The organism is Citrobacter sp. UYEF32 (assembly GCF_040546205.1).
GTDB classification, from domain to species: Bacteria; Pseudomonadota; Gammaproteobacteria; order Enterobacterales; family Enterobacteriaceae; genus Phytobacter; species Phytobacter diazotrophicus.
Genome location: NZ_JBEPNI010000006.1, coordinates 38,906 through 58,216, shown reverse-complemented (window position 1 = coordinate 58,216; position 19,311 = coordinate 38,906). Strand labels below are relative to the sequence as shown.

The window sequence follows — 19,311 nt, the reverse complement described above, 5'->3', positions numbered from 1 at the left end:
TAACTTCACCCGAGCCGCTTATCGTCCTTATCAACATGAGGAGGGGATATGCAGCATTTTGATGTGGCGATTATTGGTCTGGGGCCTGCGGGAGCAGCGCTGGCGCGGCAGTTAGCAGGCGGGATGAGCGTGCTGGCGTTAGATAAAAAACAGCAGCAGGGTACGGGCGGATTTATGAAGCCGTGTGGCGGATTGCTGGCCCCGGACGCGCAACGTTCGTTTATCCGTGCCGGGATTACGCTGCCAGTGCAGGTGATGGCCGATCCGCAAATTTTCAGCGTACAAACGCTGGATATGCAAACGGGGATAACGCGTAACTATCAACGCAGTTACGTTAATATCGACCGACACGCCTTTGATTTATGGATGAAATCATTAATCCCCGCTTCGGTCACCGTTCACCACGACGCCTTGTGCAAGAAGGTCTGCCGACAGGATAACCGCTGGCATTTGACGTATGCGGTTGACGGTAAAACCCATGAAGCAACGGCAGATTACCTGGTGGGCGGCGATGGTGCGAACTCGATGGTGCGGCGATTGCTATATCCCGATCATGAGATCCGCAAGTACGTCTCGCTGCAGCAGTGGTTCAAAGACCGTCACCCGTCGCCGTTCTATTCCTGCGTGTTTGATAATGAGACAACCGATTGTTATTCATGGAGTATCTGCAAAGACGGTTATTTCATTTTCGGTGGGGCTTTTTCCATGAAGGATGGCAGGGAGAATTTTAGCCGCCTCAAGCAGTGCCTTGAACCGTTCGATTTCCGCTTTGGCGACGCGGTGAAAACAGAGAAATGCACAGTGCTGTGCCCGTCCCGCTGGGCGGATTTTGTCTGCGGAAAAGAGAATGCGTTTCTGATTGGCGAAGCGGCAGGGTTTATCAGCGCCAGTTCGCTGGAAGGCATAAGCTATGCACTGGATAGCGCGGAAATCCTGGCAGGGGTGTTGCGCGAAGAAACAAAAAACCTCAACGCGGCATACTGGAAGAAAACGCGTCGATTACGCATGAAGTTGCTGGGAAAAATCATCAAAAACCGCTGCCTGACGACGCCCTGGATACGCAGTCTGATCATGAAAAGTGGGATTGGTCATATCCCGGTGCAGCAGCAGACGCCTACGCAGGCAAGGGCATAATCGCCCCTGCCTGGCGGCAGATTAATTCAGTACAAACTTCTCAATGGCATACGCTACGCCATCTTCAAGGTTGGATTTGGTGACAAAGTTGGCCACTTCTTTCACCGACGGAATGGCGTTCCCCATTGCCACACCTACACCCGCATACTCGATCATGGCGATGTCGTTTTCCTGATCGCCAAGGGTCATGATCTCTTCGGGTTTGATGCCCAGAACGTCGGCCAGGGATTTCACCCCAGTCCCTTTATTGACGCGCTTATCGAGCATTTCGAGGAAGTACGGCGCGCTTTTCAGCACGGTGTATTTCTCTTTCACTTCTGCCGGGATACGGGCAATGGCTTTATCGAGGATTTCCGGCTCATCAATCATCATCACCTTGAGGAACTGGGTGTTCGGATCCATGTTTTCCGGCTCGCAGAAGACCAGCGGAATAGTGGCGACGTAGGATTCGTGAACCGTGTAGTAGCTGATATCGCGGTTGGCGGTGTAGAGCGTATTGCGGTCAAGCGCATGAAAGTGCGAACCAACGTCACGAGACAGTTTTTCCAGATAGCGGTAATCGTCATAGCTCAGCGCCGTTTGCGTCACCGTGCTGCCGTCATGGGCGTTTTGCACCAGCGCGCCGTTATAAGTGATGCAGTAATCACCTTCCCGTTCCATGTGCAGCTCTTTGACGTAGGCATGAACCCCGGCGTAAGGGCGGCCTGTCGTCAGCACCACTTTCACTCCACGTTCGCGTGCAGCCGCAATGGCGTTTTTAACCGCTGGCGAGATGGTGTGGTCCGGCAACAACAGCGTTCCGTCCATGTCGATTGCAATAAGTTTGATAGCCATGAGTTCCCCGGGATAAATGAGTGCTGCCTCATGCTAACGCGATTTAGCCTACAAAAATAGAGCTACATTGCGCAACAAAAGCACCCCTTTTACACCTATCCCAGGGAGCGACGGCTTACTCGCGGGTGAGAACTATTTTGCCAAACGCACCACGGTCAAGGTGTTCAAGCGCCCTTTCAAGCTCGTTAAAGTGGTAACGGTACTCAATAACAGGTTTCAGTCCGTTGACATCAACAGCGCGCACCAGATCTTCCAGCGCACGACGGTGACCGACACCAATCCCCTGAACCACAGGCGATTTCAGCAACAGCTCGCTGGCAGAGAGCGATATTTCATTTCCGGCCAGCACACCAATGACCGAGATTCGCCCATGAACCGCTACGGCTCGCAGGGAATGCTTCAGATTTTCCCCGCCCACGGTTTCAATAATATGGTCAATACCGCGATCGTCGGTCAGCGTAAGAATCGCCTCTGCCCAGTCGCCTTTTAGCCGGTTAACCCCCTGATAAGCCCCCAACTTTTTGGCCTGCGCCAGTTTTTCATCACTGCCGGACGTGACAAACACGTGCGCACCATGCGCTTTAGCGATTTGCAGCGCGAATATCGCCACACCGCCCGTCCCCTGCACCAACACCGACTGACCGGCCCGTAAATTTCCCCGCTCCACCAGCGCGAACCAGGCCGTTAACCCTGCACAAGGCAAGGTGCTGGCCTCTGCGTCATCCAGAGTTTCCGGGGCGGCAACCAGCCAGTTTTCATTCATAATCATGTACTCAGCCAGCATGCCCTGGAAGTAACCGCCAAGGGTTCGGTAGGGCAAATGGCGTGCGTCCGCTTTTGGCTTGCCGTCGATCCACTCCGGGAAGAAGCTGGAGATGACGCGTGCCCCGGATTTGAAACGTGTGACACCCTCGCCCGTACTGTCCACGACGCCCGCCATGTCAGAAGCCGGCGTAAAGGGGAAGGAGCGCGAAATTGGCATGTTGCCTTCAATGACCATTTTATCGCGATAGTTGAGCGCAACGGCATTCACCCGTACACGGACTTCACCGGGGCCAGGTTGCGGAAGAGGTACCTCGGTAAGTCTGAGGTTTTCGCGCCCGAGGGCGTCCATTGACCAGCGTTGTATCGTCTCTGTCATCGTATTTCTCCTGCCATCAAATAAGTTTCAGTATCGACAGTCTATCGTTGACTCAATGTCGCCAGTGGCGATATGTTTTCTCTTTATTGATGCCATAATGGATACAATTGATGAGCGATACGCTAAAGGACATTCCGGTTTTCGTGGCGGCCGTTGAAGCGGGCAGTTTTGCTCAGGCCGCTGTCCGTCTGCATTTATCGCGCTCGGCAGTGGGAAAAAGTATCGCCCGGCTTGAACAACGGCTGGGGGTGCGTCTGTTTCAGCGCACCACCCGCAGCCAGCGGCTGACCGATAACGGCGCGCTTTTTTATGAGCGTTGCCTGCGCGCACTGGAGGAGATCCGTAGTGCAGAATCGCTACTGGAAACAGGGAAGCAACAGGTGAGTGGCCGCCTGCGCGTAGCGATGCCGGTGCTCTTTGGTCGTCAGTGCGTCGCTCCGCTGCTGATCACGCTGGCGCAAGAGCATCCGGGGCTTGAGCTGGAAATGTCATTCAGCGACAGGGTGGTGGATCTCGTGGAGGAAGGATTCGATATGGCAGTGCGTAACGGCACACTGGCAGACAGCACCGTGCTGGCCGCCAGAAAGCTGGGAGAGCACCAAATGGTTCTGTGCGCCGCGCCGGATTATCTGAGGGAAAAAGGCCATCCTGAAACCGTTGCCGATTTACGTCAGCATACGGCCATTAACTATCTGCAGGCAGGCAGAATTTTACCCTGGCAGCTTGCGGACAACGAAGGAAAACCGCAAACCCTTGTTCTGCGATCATCACTCAATATGGATGATTTACAGGCGATCTGCGACGCAGCAATTGCCGGACACGGTATTGCATGGTTGCCCTGCTGGATGGCAAGCAAAGAGATTCAAAATGGAAAACTCGCCCTGCTTTTCAGGCAGGCGCCGAATGTGCGCTTTGACGTTCATGCAGTCTGGCAGAAGACGCCGCACCTGCCGCTGAGGGTGAGAATTGCCATAGACACACTGGTGAACCGCTTACCGGCGGCGATGTCGCTGGATTTTCCGGATCCTATAAAAAAGCCGCGCTAATAGCGCGGCTCAGATATAGCTGTATAACGATAATTAGATATCAATATTCGCCGCTTTCAGGGCGTTCTCTTCGATAAAGGCACGGCGCGGTTCAACGGCATCACCCATCAGGGTGGTGAACAACTGGTCAGCGGCAATCGCATCTTTAACGGTCACGCGCAGCATGCGGCGGCTTTCCGGATCCATGGTGGTTTCCCACAGCTGATCCGGGTTCATCTCGCCCAGACCTTTATAACGCTGGATAGCAAGACCACGACGGGACTCTTTAACCAGCCAGTCCAGCGCCTGCTCAAAGCTGGCGATCGGCTGCTTACGCTCACCGCGTTCGATAAACGCATCGTCTTCGATCAGACCACGCAGTTTTTCACCGAGCGTGCAGAGACGGCGATATTCGCCCCCGGCGATAAATTCATTATCCAGCGGATAATCCGTATCGACACCGTGGGTACGCACGCGAATAATCGGCTCGAAATGGTTCAGTTCCGCATTTTCGCGAATATCGAACTTCCAGGTGCTACCGTGCTGCTCTTTCTCGTTCAGCTCGGTGACCAGCGCATTCACCCAGCGGGTGACGGCCTGCTCGTTGCCCAGATCGGCTTCGGCCAGCGTCGGCTGATACACCAACTCTTTCAGCAGCGCGCGCGGGAAGCGACGTTCCATACGGCCAATCATCTTCTGCGCGGCATTGTATTCAGAGACCAGTTTTTCCAGCGCTTCACCGGCCAGAGCGGGTGCGCCTTCGGTCGTGTGCAGAGTTGCACCGTCCAGAGCGATAGCGATTTGATACTGATCCATCGCCTCATCGTCTTTAATGTACTGTTCCTGTTTGCCTTTTTTCACTTTGTACAGCGGTGGCTGGGCAATATAGACATGGCCACGCTCAATGATTTCCGGCATCTGACGATAGAAGAAGGTCAACAGCAGCGTACGGATGTGCGAGCCGTCGACGTCCGCATCGGTCATGATAATGATGCTGTGATAACGCAATTTGTCCGGGTTGTACTCGTCGCGACCGATACCGCAGCCGAGCGCGGTGATGAGCGTCGCCACTTCCTGAGAAGAGAGCATCTTGTCGAAGCGTGCCTTCTCAACGTTAAGGATTTTACCTTTCAGCGGCAGAATCGCCTGGTTCTTACGGTTACGCCCCTGCTTCGCAGAGCCGCCCGCGGAGTCCCCTTCCACCAGGTACAGTTCAGACAGCGCCGGGTCGCGTTCCTGACAGTCCGCCAGTTTGCCCGGCAGGCCCGCTAAGTCGAGTGCGCCTTTACGACGGGTCATTTCACGGGCTTTACGCGCCGCTTCACGGGCACGCGCCGCATCAATAATTTTGCCGACCACGATTTTCGCATCGGACGGATTTTCCAGCAGGTATTCAGCCAGCAGTTCGTTCATCTGCTGTTCAACCGCCGATTTCACCTCAGAAGAGACCAGTTTGTCTTTGGTCTGCGAGGAGAATTTCGGGTCCGGCACCTTCACGGAAACGACCGCAATCAGGCCTTCACGGGCATCGTCACCGGTGGCGCTGACTTTTGCTTTTTTGCTGTAGCCTTCTTTATCCATGTAGGCGTTCAGGGTACGGGTCATCGCCGCACGGAAGCCTGCAAGGTGGGTACCGCCATCGCGCTGCGGAATGTTGTTGGTAAAGCAGTAGATGTTTTCCTGGAAACCATCGTTCCACTGCAGCGCTACTTCGACGCCGATACCGTCTTTTTCGGTGGAGAAATAGAAGACATTCGGGTGGATTGGCGTTTTGTTCTTGTTGAGATACTCAACAAATGCCTTGATACCGCCTTCATAGTGGAAATGGTCTTCTTTGCCGTCGCGCTTGTCTTTCAGGCGGATGGATACGCCAGAGTTCAGGAAGGACAGCTCGCGCAGACGTTTCGCCAGAATTTCATACTCAAATTCGGTGACGTTGGTGAAGGTTTCATAGCTCGGCCAGAAACGCACCATGGTACCGGTTTTTTCTGTATCACCGGTCACGGCCAGCGGCGCCTGCGGCACACCGTGTTCGTAGATCTGACGGTGAACTTTATTATCACGCTGGATAACCAGCTCCAGTTTCTGCGACAGGGCGTTTACAACCGAAACGCCTACGCCGTGCAGACCACCGGACACTTTATAGGAGTTATCATCGAACTTACCGCCCGCGTGCAGCACGGTCATGATGACTTCGGCTGCTGAGACACCCTCTTCCGGGTGAATACCGGTTGGGATCCCACGACCATCATCCTGTACGGAGACGGAGTTATCGCTGTGGATCGTGACAACGATGTCTTTACAGTAACCTGCGAGCGCTTCGTCGATAGCGTTATCTACCACCTCGAATACCATGTGGTGCAGACCGGTGCCGTCATCCGTATCGCCGATATACATACCCGGGCGCTTACGCACCGCATCCAGCCCTTTCAGGACTTTGATACTGGAGGAGTCATAAGAATTCGACATCAACGTTTCTCGCTCATTTTGTCTTGGGTTAATCCGTTATTTTACCCTTTTCCACGGTGAACATCTTCGAATTTTTGTCCGACATGTCCAGTACGTGTTCAGCGCTGATGGCGCTGACGAAAACTTGTGATTGCGTGGCTTTTAAGCGGCTGGCAAGCAGTCCGCGACGCGCATCATCCAGCTCCGAGGCAAAATCATCTATCAGGTACAAACAGCGGCGACCGCTCTCGCGGGTTAAAAACTCCCCCTGCGCAAGACGTAGCGCACACATCAGGAGTTTTAGCTGCCCACGGGAAAGCGTATCTTCCACCGGCGCGCCGTCGGCACGTATACGGAAATCCGCTTTGTGCGGGCCGTGTGCGGTGTAAGTCAGCAGGCGATCGCGTTCGAAGTTCTTCTCCAGCACCTCGGCATAATCCGTCTCTTTCTCCCAGCCGCGCTGGAAAGAAAAGGTCAGAGAGAACTCCGGTAAAAATTGTTTGCAGGTGTCGGCCATATCTTCGGCGATACCGGCACTGTATTCGGCACGCCACAGGCTGATTTGTTCCGCCAGCGGAATCAGTTCTTTATCCCACGGGCGCAACTGGCCGTAGTGGCTTACCTGCCGTAGCGCGGCATTACGCTGTTTGAGCAGCCGCTTAAGGTTGCTCCAGGCGGTAAAGAAACCGGCTTCGTTGTGGAAGCATCCCCAATCAAGGAACGCTCTTCTGTATTTGGGGCCGCCGTTGAGTAATGTAAACCCCTCAGGCGTAATCAACTGCATTGGCATCAGCAGCGCCAGTTCCGCCACCTTGTGGCCATCCGTTCCGTCGATACGCACGGTGCTGTCGCCTTGTTTGTCTTTCGTCAGACCAATGGCGATTTCCCGCTCCGCCTCCTGCAAACGCCCGTGCAGAATAAATGACTCCTGCTCATGGCGAATGACGCGGCCAATTTGCAAACTGCGAAACGCCCGGCCATGACCAAGCGTATAGATAGCTTCCAGCACGCTGGTTTTGCCGCTGCCGTTCGCGCCAACCAGGAAGTTAAAGCCGGGAGATAAGGCGAGATCCGCATTTTCAATATTGCGGAAGTCTTTGATTAGGAGTCGGGATAGCGACATATCAGCTCATAACCAGGGCGTTATCGGCGCAGTTAGTCTGGTTACGGCCAGCGCGCAGCAACCGGAGCGTACTAAGGTACGTGAAGATTGCGAGCACTGCCCGGAGCCAGAATAACAAGCAAGATAGCCCGATATTTTTTACAGCCTCATAGGCATAACAACGTAAGCTGCGGATTGCGAAGCCGCATCCTCAATCTGCACGCTCGAAACGGAATCCGTCAGCATAATACGCACATTTTCGCACTTCAGCGCATTAAGTACGTCCAGCACATAACTAACGTTAAAACCAATCTCCATTTCGCTACCGGAGTAGGTCACATCCAGTATCTCTTCCGCTTCTTCCTGTTCCGGGTTGTTAGCGGTGATTTTCAACTGATTTTCGCTGACATACAGACGCACGCCGCGGAATTTCTCGTTCGAGAGAATAGCGGCACGGGCAAAAGCCTGCTTAAGAATGTCGCATCCCGCATCCAGATGTTTGTCCGGGTTTTTCGGTAATACGCGGCGATAATCCGGGAAACGACCGTCAACCAGCTTCGATGTGAAGATAAAATCACCAACATGCGCACGGATGTTGTTGCTGCCGATCTGCACGGTCAGCGGGTTGTCTCCGCCGTCGAGCATACGCATCAACTCAATCACCCCTTTACGCGGCACGATCACCGAATGGTTTGGCAAACTCACACCGACAGGCATAGAGCAGACCGCCAGGCGGTGGCCGTCCGTTGCCACGGTACGCAGCTCTTCACCTTCGGTCTCAAACAGCATGCCGTTTAAGTAGTAACGCACATCCTGATGCGCCATTGAGAACTGGGTGGCTTCAATCAGACGTTTCATCGTGGCCTGCGGCAGAGTGAACTCCACCTCGCTTTGCCAGTCATCCAGATTCGGGAAATCGGCGGCAGGTAGCGTGGAAAGGGAGAAGCGGCTGCGACCAGAACGCACCAGCATACGCTCGCCTTCGAGCTGGACGGCGATTTCCGCGCCTTCCGGCAAACCACGGCAGATATCAAAGAATTTCCGCGCCGGGACGGTAGTCGCGCCGGGCTCATGCGGCTGGACGAGCGCAACACGGGCCACCATTTCCATTTCAAGATCGGTACCGGTCAGCGAAAGCGTACCGTCTGCAACCTGAAGCAGCAGATTACCGAGAATGGGCAACGTCGGGCGACCGCCCAGCGGGCCGCTAACTTGTTGCAGCGGCTTTAAAAGGTGTTCACGTTCAACGGTAAATTTCATAGCGTCACGACGATAATGTTCTGATTAAATTGGAAAAATCTTCTTTGATATCGTGGCTCTCTTCACGCAACTGCTCAATCTTGCGGCAGGCGTGTAGCACGGTAGTATGGTCACGGCCACCAAACGCATCGCCAATTTCCGGCAGACTGTGGTTGGTGAGCTCTTTCGCCAGCGCCATCGCCATCTGGCGCGGACGCGCGACTGAACGGGAGCGACGCTTCGACAGCAGGTCCGCGACCTTAATCTTGTAATACTCTGCCACCGTCTTCTGAATATTGTCGATGGTGACCAGTTTTTCCTGCAGCGCCAGCAAATCACGCAGCGCTTCACGCACGAAATCAATAGTAATCGCCCGGCCCGTAAAGTTGGCATTGGCAATAACGCGGTTCAGTGCCCCTTCCAGTTCACGCACGTTAGAGCGTAAACGCTTGGCAATAAAGAAGGCCACTTCACCCGGCAGACGAATGTCATTCTCGTCGGCCTTTTTCATCAGGATCGCAACGCGGGTTTCCAGTTCAGGCGGCTCGATCGCGACCGTAAGCCCCCAACCGAAGCGGGATTTCAGACGATCTTCAACGCCATTGATCTCTTTAGGATAACGATCCGACGTCAGGATGATCTGTTGATTCCCTTCCAGCAGCGCGTTAAACGTGTGGAAAAACTCTTCCTGCGATCGTTCTTTATTGGCAAAGAACTGGATGTCATCGATAAGCAATGCGTCAACGGATCGGTAGTAGCGTTTAAACTCTTCGATCGCATTGTTTTGCAGGGCTTTTACCATGTCCTGGACAAAACGCTCGGAGTGCATATACACCACTTTGGCATTGGGTTTACGCGCCATGATGCCATTACCCACCGCGTGCAACAGGTGAGTTTTACCCAAACCCGTTCCACCATAAAGGAATAGTGGATTGTAGGCGCCGCCTGGGTTATCCGCCACTTGACGCGCCGCCGCGCGCGCAAGCTGGTTCGACTTACCTTCGACGAAGTTATCAAAGGTGTGTTTAAGGTTAACGTTGGAGCGGTAGGTCGGTTCCGCCGGTGCGGGAACGTTGTCCCAGCCAGGGCGCACTGCCGGCGCAGCGCGCTGCGGCTGAACGTGAGTCGTCTGTACTGGCGCGGCGATATGAGCAGGTTCTCTGTGGACCTGCGTGACGGGCTTCGTACCGACCTCAAAGCGCAGTTGCGGGGCGTCCGCACCGCAGAAATCGTTCAGCAGCCCATTGATATTATTGAGATACTTGTCTCTTACCCAATCGAGCACAAAACGGTTTGGCGCATACAAAGCCAGCGTGTTATCGCTCAGTTCCGCCTGCAACGGGCGGATCCACATGCTGAATTCTGTGGCTGGTAACTCATCCTGCAATCGGGCAAGACACTGCTGCCAAAGCGAAAGTGACACGGCGGACTCCACTCGAACAAAAATCGATAAATAAAAGGCAGAAACATTAATGATTGTTGACACACGTCGATCAGACCCAACGAGGGTGACGTGCGAACCGCTATCTGCGGTTTTACACGCTTCCTTCTGGCTGCATCATTGCACCGTTGAGGAAAGTGTACTTTGCCCTGTTCACGATCCACGGATCGCGATCGGGACCGCGGATCATAGCCTAAACTGCGTCAGAGATCTTCTGTTTATCACAGATTCTTCACGATTTATCCACAGGGGGATTCGGAATCGGGTAAGTGTAATCGATCCCAGGTGCAGTGCGGGACGATTTAGGCCGCATATTGGAAAATTTAATGAGTAATGCCAATTTCCTGCTTAATCGATCTAATGAAGATCCAGGCGGATCCTTGCGCTTTGCCCGCCAGGCCGTATAATCCACCACCCGGCGTGCTTTGCTCGTTTTTAGTCGTCGAGCACTGCTTATTTTTTACGCGAAACTGTGCAAAAATAAGCGTGTTATAAGGAAAGAGAATTGACTCCGGAGTGTACAATTATTACAATCCGGCCTCTTTAATCACCCATGGCTTCGGCGTCCGTCGTACGATATTCGTTCGGGTATCCAAAAAAGCCATTGAATTTATTCAAGTTTAGGTAGAAATCGCCATGAAACGCACTTTTCAACCGTCCGTACTGAAGCGCAACCGTTCTCACGGCTTCCGTGCTCGTATGGCTACTAAAAATGGTCGCCAGGTTCTGGCTCGTCGTCGCGCTAAAGGCCGCGCACGTCTGACCGTTTCCAAGTAATAAAGCTAACCCTGAGTGGTTAAGCTCGCATTTCCCAGGGAGTTACGTTTGTTAACTCCCAGTCATTTCACTTTCGTCTTCCAGCAGCCACAACGGGCTGGCACGCCGCAAATCACCATCCTCGGCCGCCTGAATTCGCTGGGGCATCCCCGTATCGGTCTTACCGTCGCTAAGAAAAACGTCAAACGCGCACATGAACGCAATCGGATTAAACGTCTGACGCGTGAAAGTTTTCGTTTGCGTCAACATGAACTTCCCGCAATGGATTTCGTGGTAGTGGCGAAAAAGGGGGTTGCTGACCTCGATAACCGTGCTCTTTCGGAAGCGTTGGAAAAATTATGGCGCCGCCATTGTCGCCTGGCACTCGGCTCCTGATAGGCCTGATTCGGGTCTATCAAATCCTGATTAGTCCGCTACTCGGGCCGCGTTGCCGTTTCAACCCGTCATGCTCTCGCTATGGAATTGAGGCATTGCGCAGGTTTGGAGTGATAAAAGGCAGTTGGTTGACAGTGAAACGCGTATTAAAATGCCACCCTTTACACCCGGGTGGAGACGACCCCGTCCCGCCAGGACCCTTTAATACCAGAGAACACTAACGATGGATTCGCAACGCAATCTTTTTGTCATCGCTTTGTTGTTCGTGTCTTTCATGATCTGGCAAGCCTGGGAGCAGGATAAAAATCCTCAGCCTCAGCAGCAGACCACGCAGACTACGACCACCGCAGCGGGTAGCGCAGCCGACCAGGGCGTACCAGCCAGTGGCCAGGGGAAACTGATTACGGTTAAAACCGACGTGCTGGAATTGACTATCAACACTCGTGGTGGTGATGTCGAGCAGGCACAGCTTTTGGGTTATCCGAAAGAGCTGGGTTCCAGCGAGCCGTTCCAGTTACTGGAAACGACCCCGCAGTTTATCTATCAGGCGCAGAGCGGTCTGACCGGTCGCGACGGCCCGGATAATCCGGCGAACGGCCCACGTCCTCTGTACAACAGCGAAAAAGATGCGTTTGTGCTGGCTGATGGCCAGAACGAACTGGCCATTCCGCTGACCTATACCGATGCTGCTGGTAACACCTTCACCAAAACCTTCACCCTGAAACGCGGTGAATATGCGGTGAACGTAGGTTACAACGTGCAGAACGCCGGCGAGAAACCGCTGGAAGTGGCTACCTTTGGTCAGTTGAAACAGTCCATCAATCTGCCGTCGCACCGCGACACCGGCAGCAGCAACTTTGCATTGCATACTTTCCGCGGCGCTGCGTACTCCACGCCGGACGCGAAGTATGAAAAATACAAATTTGACACCATCGCCGATAACGAAAACCTGAACGTCAGCGCAAAAGGCGGTTGGGTCTCCATGCTGCAGCAGTATTTCGCTACCGCATGGGTTCCGCGTAACGAAGGCACCAATAACTTCTACACGGCGAACCTGGGCAACGGTATTGCCGCTATCGGTTATAAATCTGAACCGGTTCTGGTTCAGCCGGGTCAAACCAGTACGCTGGGCAGCACCCTGTGGGTCGGCCCGGAAATTCAGGATAAAATGGCTGCCGTTGCGCCGCACCTGGATCTGACAGTGGATTACGGCTGGCTGTGGTTTATCTCTCAGCCGCTGTTCAAACTGCTGAAATGGATCCACAGCTTCCTGGGTAACTGGGGCTTCTCCATCATCGCAATTACCTTTATCGTTCGTGGCATCATGTACCCGCTGACTAAAGCGCAGTACACCTCCATGGCGAAAATGCGTATGCTGCAGCCGAAGATTGCGGCAATGCGTGAGCGTCTGGGCGATGACAAGCAGCGTCAGAGCCAGGAAATGATGGCGCTGTACAAAGCAGAGAAAGTTAACCCGCTGGGTGGTTGCTTCCCGCTGGTTATCCAGATGCCAATCTTCCTTGCGCTGTATTACATGCTGATGGGTTCCGTTGAACTGCGCCATGCGCCGTTCGCCCTGTGGATCCATGACCTGTCTGCACAAGACCCGTACTACATCCTGCCGATCCTGATGGGCGTGACGATGTTCTTCATTCAGAAGATGTCTCCGACCACCGTGGCCGACCCGATGCAGCAGAAGATCATGACCTTTATGCCGGTCATCTTCACGGTGTTCTTCCTGTGGTTCCCGTCAGGTCTGGTGCTGTACTATATCGTCAGCAACCTGGTGACCATTATTCAGCAGCAGTTGATTTACCGTGGTCTGGAGAAACGTGGGCTGCATAGCCGCGAGAAGAAAAGCTCCTGATTCGGTGAAGGCCGGGTAAGCGTAGCGCCACCTGGTAATCAGAATAGTAATGACAGGGCGGTCTCATGACCGCCCTTTTTATTGGGATTCAATGAGACATATCATGAGCCATAACGACACGATCGTCGCCCAGGCTACCCCACCGGGACGCGGTGGCGTTGGTATCCTGCGTATTTCCGGCCTCAACGCGCGTGATGTCGCGCAAGCCGTGCTGGGTAAGCTGCCAAAACCGCGCTACGCCGACTATCTGCCGTTTAGGGATGCCGACGGTACCGCGTTAGATCAGGGCATTGCGCTGTGGTTTCCAGGCCCGAATTCATTCACTGGCGAAGACGTGCTGGAACTGCAGGGCCACGGCGGCCCGGTGATCCTCGATCTGCTGCTCAAACGTATTCTGACACTTCCGGGCGTACGCATTGCGAAACCGGGAGAGTTCTCCGAACGAGCCTTCCTCAATGACAAGCTCGATTTAGCCCAGGCGGAAGCCATTGCCGATCTGATTGACGCCAGTTCAGAACAGGCGGCACGCTCGGCGCTGAACTCGCTGCAGGGGGCGTTTTCCGCACGCATTAATCACCTTGTGGAAGCACTCACTCACCTGCGTATCTACGTGGAAGCGGCCATTGATTTCCCGGATGAGGAAATCGACTTCCTGTCTGACGGCAAAATTGAAGCTCAGCTTAACAGCGTGATGGGCGATCTGGATGCCGTGCGCGCCGAAGCGCGCCAGGGCAGCCTGCTACGCGAAGGGATGAAGGTAGTGATTGCTGGCCGTCCAAACGCCGGGAAATCGAGCCTGCTGAACGCACTGGCAGGCCGTGAGGCGGCGATCGTGACCGACATCGCCGGCACTACCCGCGACGTGCTGCGTGAGCATATCCACATTGATGGTATGCCGCTGCACATCATCGACACCGCCGGGCTGCGCGATGCCAGCGACGAAGTTGAGCGTATCGGCATTGAACGTGCCTGGCAGGAGATTGAACAGGCAGACCGCGTACTGTTTATGGTGGATGGCACTACCACCAGCGCCGTTGACCCGGCGGATATCTGGCCGGACTTTATTGCACGTCTGCCCGCCAAATTGCCCATTACCGTGGTGCGTAACAAAGCGGATGTGACCGGTGAAACGCCGGGCATCAGCGATGTAAATGGTCACTCACTTATCCGCCTGTCGGCACGTACTGGCGAAGGCGTGGATGAGTTGCGTAATCATCTCAAGCAGAGCATGGGCTTTGATACCAATATGGAAGGCGGCTTCCTGGCACGTCGTCGCCATCTGCAGGCGCTCTCAGACGCCGCCAGTCACCTTGAACAGGGTAAAGCGCAGCTACTGGGTGCCTGGGCAGGTGAACTGCTGGCAGAAGAGCTGAGACTGGCACAGCAGGCATTGAGTGAGATCACCGGTGAGTTTACCTCCGACGATCTGCTGGGCCGTATTTTCTCCAGCTTCTGTATCGGTAAATGAGCCAGACGGCCGATGCCCTGTCCGCCATCTACGAAGCGACCAGTGAACGCACGCTGGTCGCCTGGCAGAAGGCGCCTGATTGCGGCGAGATCATGCAACAAGCTTATTACGACCCGCACAAACTGGCGCTGGCGAGCGGGATTCAACCCTCCCTACCCACTGCCATCGCCTCGCTGCGCCAGCAGCTTGCGATACGGGTGAGCGATGATGCGCTGGCCGATGTCATGCCTGCCGACGGCCTGCACTTTACCTTTCTCCCGATCACGCTGCCGCTTTATAGCGCCGCAGAGCCGCCTGAGAATATGGCCTCTTTACTGACGCTCTGGCAGCGCTGGCGGCAACATACCGTTCACATAAATGAGCTGCGGCTGGTTGCGCTACCGGGTCAGATTTTGCTGGCTGGTATTCCTGATGAAAAAAGCCAACAGGCACGCCAGCAATTTTGCGAAGCGCTACTGGCCTCCCCCTGGCGCAATCATCTGATTGACCGCCATGCGCATACCCCACTACCACCGCCATTCTGGCACACAACGCTATTACGTTATCAGGCACAATACCTGCCCCCATCATTACGGCACTTTTACCTCGCAAATCGCCAGCAACGCTACGGCAGCGTAGAAGGCACTTTGAAACTGGCTCAGGTGAATTACAACTGGACACGCGTGCTGCCGATTGAATGAATTGTGCAGGAAATATGTAGATGGGCACATATTGACTAAATTTATTGTAAATGTGGCCTGATTGGCCTTTTCATCAGCGTTTTTCCGCATTAAAACCTATGCGGTATGCGCGATAATGTTGATTATCGTTTCCTGCATCAGACCATTATCACGGAGGGAAAATGGCAACGCATTTTGCACGAGGGATCCTCTCAGAGGGATGTTTAGTTTCAACGCGGCTCTCCCAGGCCTGTCATAACAGCGCCCGGCAACTTCCTGAACACCAGCAGTCGCGTTATCTGGCTTCACGGGCACTGCTCGCTGAAATGATGTTTATGCTTTATGGCATCAGCGAACTCCCGGACATCATAATTGAATCCAGCGGACGCCCGAAATTTTCCGATCCTGGCCTGCCACATTTCTCTCTGGCATACGCCGGAAATATGGTTGGCGTGGCGATCACTACCGAAGGCGAGTGTGGTCTGGACATGGAGTTACAGCGCGCCACCCGCAGTTTTCACAGTCCCCATGCACAAAAATCCTGGCAGTTCAGCAGCAACGAACAGCTCTGGATCAACAACCAGAACGATCCCAACGAAGCACAGGCGCAGCTCTCAACCCTGAGACAAAGCGTGCTTAAGCTTCTCAATCAAATGCAGGATTCCCCCGGCATGTTGCAACTGCTACCTGGCGCCGGACGACTGCGCGTTCCCCAACTGGCTCAGGTCGAAGTTTTATGTGATGCTGAGGATGTCTTGATCTGGTCGGTTGCGGTGACGCCGGCCATCGAGAGCCTCAAGATCTGGGAGTTTGACAGCAAAAATGGGTGGCGCTTTCTGCCAGACGTGCAGACACGCGCGAACGATCCCCTCTCCCGCCTGATGCGCTTCACCAGTTTGCCAGCAGAAAAAGCCCTTATTATTAACTGACCCGATCGCAAGGAGTCATTATGTCTGCATCACTTAACGTTGTGACGTTACTGGGTAGTTTGCGTAAAGGATCGTTTAACGCGATGGTTGCGCGGACGCTACCCAAACTGGCCCCGGCGGGCATGGCAGTCTTACCTTTGCCGTCCATCGGTGACATTCCGCTGTATGACGCCGATTTGCAGCAGGAAGAGGGTTTTCCCGCCCGTATCGAAGAGATTGCACAACAGATTCGCGAAGCGGATGGTGTGGTCATTGTGACCCCGGAATATAACTATTCCGTACCCGGTGGGCTGAAAAACGCCATTGACTGGCTCTCACGTCTTCCTGAACAGCCGCTGTCCGGTAAACCGGTGCTTATCCAGACCAGTTCAATGGGCGCGATTGGCGGCGCGCGTTGCCAGTATCACCTGCGGCAAATCCTGGTCTTCCTTGATGCCATGGTAATGAACAAACCAGAATTTATGGGCGGCGTGATTCAAAGCAAAGTCGATCAGCAAACGGGAGAAGTGGTGGATCAAAGCACGCTCGATCATCTGACCGGGCAGTTGACGGCCTTTGGCGACTATATTCAGCGGGTAAAAGCGTAAGCGAAGTGCGGGCTGATACCCTCACCCAGGCCCTCTCCCACGGGGAGAGGGAGCAAACACTAAAGCCCTTTTCTTCGAAAAGGGCTTACTGCTTATTTGGCGTCGATAAAGACGATTTTCAGCACGAAGAGCACCGCAACCACAACCACACAAGGGCTGAGGTCACGCAGGCGCCCAGTGAACAGCTTCATCACACAGTAAGAGATAAAGCCCAGCGCGATCCCTTCGGTAATTGAGAAGCTGAACGGCATCATCACGGCAGTAATAAACGCCGGAACCGCTTCGGTCAGATCATCCCACTTCACGCGAGAAAGGCTGGATGTCATCAGAACGCCAACATAAATCAGCGCGCCCGCAGCAGCGTAAGCAGGAACCATTCCGGCCAGCGGCGACAGGAAGATAACCAGCAGGAACAGGATGCCGACGACAACAGCAGTCAGACCTGTGCGGCCACCAACAGAGACACCGGATGAGGATTCGATATACGCGGTCACCGAAGAGGTACCGATGAACGAACCCGCCACGGAAGAGATACTGTCGACATACAGCGCCTGCTTCATGCGCGGGAATTTACCGTTCTCATCAACCAGACCCGCTTTGTCGGTCACACCAAGCAGGGTACCGGAGGAGTCAAAGAGGTTAACCAGCATAAAGGAGAAGATAACGCCTGCCAGGCCAATGTTGAACGACCCGGCCAGATCAACATTACCCACTACGCTCGCCACGCTCGGCGGCGCGGAAATAATCCCGTGATACTGCACATCGCCCATCATCCAGCCCAGCAGAGTGGTCACGACGATAGAAATCAGTACCGCAGCATGAATATTGCGGGAAGCCAGAACAGCAATAATAAAGAAGCCCAGAACACCCAGCAGGACGCTGTGAGACGTCAGGTTACCAATGGCCACCAGCGTATCTTTGTTCGGCACAATCACACCGGCGTTTTTCAGGCCCATCATACCGATAAACAGACCAATACCGCTGGTGATGCCCACACGCAGGCTCACCGGGATATTGGCAATCATCCAGTAACGAACGCGGAAAATAGTCAGCAACAGCAGACCTACCGCACCCCAGAAAATCGCGCCCATCCCAATTTGCCAGGAGAGCCCCATCGCGCCCACCACCACGAACGCGAAGAAGGCGTTCAGGCCCATCGCGGGTGCCAGTGCAACCGGCAGGTTAGCAAACAGACCCATCAGGATACTGCCGAACGCGGCAATCAGACAGGTGGTGACGAAGACCGCACTGGTGTCCATCCCGGCGACACCCAAAATCTGCGGGTTAACAAAAACGATGTAGACCATCGTCAAAAACGTGGTGAAACCGGCGATCACTTCGGTGCGTGCCGACGTGCCATGTTCACGCAGTTTAAACACGCGCTCAAGCAACCCTTGGCTCGACGCCTGGGTAGTGTGTTGTTGGCTCATTATCAATTTCCGAACAAGGAGGGAAAATTCGTCGCTATCCTATACCAAAATGAGACAATGTTGACGGTTATCACACACTTTTTTTCATTGAATTTGCTTATACGGCAACGATTGCGTGGGGTAATCTGCCTTAAGTAAACGATAAACTTGCAATATACAGGAAACGGCATGTCCCAAATTGAAGCAGTATTTTTCGACTGTGACGGCACCCTGGTAGACAGTGAAGTCATCTGTTCGCGCGCATATGTGCATATGTTTAAAGAATTTGGCATCACGCTCGATCTTGAAGAGGTGTTCAAACGTTTCAAAGGCATGAAACTCTACGAGATAATCGAGGTGACAGGCGAAGAACACGGCGTGACGCTGGACAAAACCAAACTGGAGCCAGTATTTCGCAGCGAAGTGGCGCGGCTGTTTGATTCCGAGCTGGAAATCATTCCGGGGGCGAAAGAGCTGCTTGATGCAGTCACCGTGCCTGTCTGTGTGGTCTCTAACGGCCCGGTAAGCAAAATGGAGCATTCACTTGGCAAAACCGGTCTTCTGCACCATTTCCCGAATCTGCTGTTCAGCGGCTACGATATTCAACGCTGGAAGCCCGACCCGGAACTGATGTTCCATGCGGCAAAAGCGCTGAATGTGAATACAACGCGCTGCATTCTGATTGATGATTCGGTGGCGGGCGCACAGTCGGGTATTGCTGCAGGCATGGAAGTCTTTTATTTCTGTGCCGATCCGCATAACAAACCGATCGACCATCCGCAGGTGACCACGTTCACCGAGCTGTCGCAGCTCCCGGCATTGTGGAAAGCGCGCGGCTGGAACATTACGCGCTAACGGTAAACGCCTCTCCCTAAC

Annotated in this window: 19 protein-coding genes; 12 read left to right on the top strand and 7 right to left on the bottom strand. The window is 54.2% G+C overall.

Features of this window, described 5'->3' with window-relative positions; translation table 11 throughout:
- The first annotated feature begins 48 nt into the window (after positions 1-48).
- The gene (locus ABIB59_RS17760) at positions 49-1,134 is read left to right on the top strand and encodes an FAD-binding protein (RefSeq protein WP_354036414.1); all 1,086 of its coding nucleotides are present in this window, start codon (positions 49-51) and stop codon (positions 1,132-1,134) included.
- Between the two features lie 21 nt (positions 1,135-1,155).
- On the opposite strand, the gene yidA is transcribed toward ABIB59_RS17760, so the two are convergent.
- Together yidA and ABIB59_RS17750 are read right to left on the bottom strand one after the other, a co-directional pair.
- Positions 1,156-1,968, bottom strand: coding sequence for a sugar-phosphatase (gene yidA / locus ABIB59_RS17755; RefSeq protein WP_039080032.1), 813 nt, complete (start codon positions 1,966-1,968; stop codon positions 1,156-1,158).
- A 115-nt stretch (positions 1,969-2,083) separates the two neighbouring features.
- Entirely contained in the window at positions 2,084-3,109 is a 1,026-nt protein-coding gene (locus tag ABIB59_RS17750; protein WP_354036412.1) for a zinc-dependent alcohol dehydrogenase family protein, read from the bottom strand.
- 110 nt (positions 3,110-3,219) lie between these two features.
- On the opposite strand from ABIB59_RS17750, the gene ABIB59_RS17745 reads away from it, so the two are divergent.
- Positions 3,220-4,155 (top strand): LysR family transcriptional regulator, encoded by a 936-nt coding sequence (locus tag ABIB59_RS17745; protein ID WP_071195134.1) that lies wholly within the window; start codon positions 3,220-3,222, stop codon positions 4,153-4,155.
- Between the two features lie 33 nt (positions 4,156-4,188).
- Here ABIB59_RS17745 and gyrB read toward each other — a convergent pair whose 3' ends face one another.
- The 4 genes from gyrB to dnaA form a co-directional block, all read right to left on the bottom strand.
- Positions 4,189-6,603: a DNA topoisomerase (ATP-hydrolyzing) subunit B gene (gene gyrB / locus ABIB59_RS17740; RefSeq protein WP_039080029.1), complete on the bottom strand. Its 2,415-nt coding sequence runs from the start codon at positions 6,601-6,603 to the stop codon at positions 4,189-4,191.
- Positions 6,604-6,631: 28 nt separating this feature from the next.
- Entirely contained in the window at positions 6,632-7,705 is a 1,074-nt protein-coding gene (recF, locus tag ABIB59_RS17735; protein WP_039080028.1) for a DNA replication/repair protein RecF, read from the bottom strand.
- Positions 7,706-7,843: 138 nt separating this feature from the next.
- Positions 7,844-8,944, bottom strand: a complete 1,101-nt coding sequence (gene dnaN, locus ABIB59_RS17730; protein ID WP_039080027.1) for a DNA polymerase III subunit beta — start codon at positions 8,942-8,944, stop codon at positions 7,844-7,846.
- Positions 8,945-8,948: 4 nt separating this feature from the next.
- Positions 8,949-10,346, bottom strand: a complete 1,398-nt coding sequence (gene dnaA / locus ABIB59_RS17725; RefSeq protein ID WP_039080026.1) for a chromosomal replication initiator protein DnaA — start codon at positions 10,344-10,346, stop codon at positions 8,949-8,951.
- Between the two features lie 344 nt (positions 10,347-10,690).
- Between dnaA and ABIB59_RS26430 the strand changes: the two genes are divergently transcribed.
- The 9 genes from ABIB59_RS26430 (at position 10,691) to ABIB59_RS17685 (ending at position 17,026) form a co-directional block, all read left to right on the top strand.
- On the top strand, positions 10,691-10,771 hold the full coding sequence (locus tag ABIB59_RS26430) for a hypothetical protein (RefSeq protein WP_418904030.1): 81 nt from the start codon (positions 10,691-10,693) through the stop codon (positions 10,769-10,771).
- A 229-nt stretch (positions 10,772-11,000) separates the two neighbouring features.
- Positions 11,001-11,141: a 50S ribosomal protein L34 gene (gene rpmH / locus ABIB59_RS17720; RefSeq protein ID WP_000831330.1), complete on the top strand. Its 141-nt coding sequence runs from the start codon at positions 11,001-11,003 to the stop codon at positions 11,139-11,141.
- A gap of 15 nt (positions 11,142-11,156) precedes the next feature.
- The gene (gene rnpA, locus ABIB59_RS17715) at positions 11,157-11,516 is read left to right on the top strand and encodes a ribonuclease P protein component (RefSeq protein ID WP_071195137.1); all 360 of its coding nucleotides are present in this window, start codon (positions 11,157-11,159) and stop codon (positions 11,514-11,516) included.
- On the top strand, positions 11,480-11,737 hold the full coding sequence (gene yidD / locus ABIB59_RS17710) for a membrane protein insertion efficiency factor YidD (protein WP_072039764.1): 258 nt from the start codon (positions 11,480-11,482) through the stop codon (positions 11,735-11,737). Before rnpA ends, yidD begins: the two co-directional genes overlap by 37 nt.
- Before the next feature lie 2 nt (positions 11,738-11,739).
- A complete protein-coding gene (yidC, locus tag ABIB59_RS17705; RefSeq protein ID WP_039080024.1) occupies positions 11,740-13,383 on the top strand; it encodes a membrane protein insertase YidC in 1,644 nt (547 codons plus the stop codon).
- Positions 13,384-13,486: 103 nt separating this feature from the next.
- On the top strand, positions 13,487-14,851 hold the full coding sequence (gene mnmE, locus ABIB59_RS17700; protein WP_079496848.1) for a tRNA uridine-5-carboxymethylaminomethyl(34) synthesis GTPase MnmE: 1,365 nt from the start codon (positions 13,487-13,489) through the stop codon (positions 14,849-14,851).
- Complete coding sequence (locus tag ABIB59_RS17695; RefSeq protein WP_354036398.1) at positions 14,848-15,531, top strand: hypothetical protein; 684 nt, start codon at positions 14,848-14,850, stop codon at positions 15,529-15,531. Before mnmE ends, ABIB59_RS17695 begins: the two co-directional genes overlap by 4 nt.
- A gap of 161 nt (positions 15,532-15,692) precedes the next feature.
- Complete coding sequence (locus ABIB59_RS17690) at positions 15,693-16,439, top strand: 4'-phosphopantetheinyl transferase family protein (RefSeq protein ID WP_071195140.1); 747 nt, start codon at positions 15,693-15,695, stop codon at positions 16,437-16,439.
- A gap of 20 nt (positions 16,440-16,459) precedes the next feature.
- Positions 16,460-17,026: an NADPH-dependent FMN reductase gene (locus tag ABIB59_RS17685; RefSeq protein ID WP_108702268.1), complete on the top strand. Its 567-nt coding sequence runs from the start codon at positions 16,460-16,462 to the stop codon at positions 17,024-17,026.
- Between the two features lie 92 nt (positions 17,027-17,118).
- On the opposite strand, the gene ABIB59_RS17680 is transcribed toward ABIB59_RS17685, so the two are convergent.
- Positions 17,119-18,456, bottom strand: a complete 1,338-nt coding sequence (locus ABIB59_RS17680; RefSeq protein WP_039080019.1) for an NCS2 family permease — start codon at positions 18,454-18,456, stop codon at positions 17,119-17,121.
- 168 nt (positions 18,457-18,624) lie between these two features.
- Between ABIB59_RS17680 and yieH the strand changes: the two genes are divergently transcribed.
- A complete protein-coding gene (gene yieH / locus ABIB59_RS17675; RefSeq protein WP_039080018.1) occupies positions 18,625-19,290 on the top strand; it encodes a 6-phosphogluconate phosphatase in 666 nt (221 codons plus the stop codon).
- Positions 19,291-19,311 lie beyond the last annotated feature (21 nt).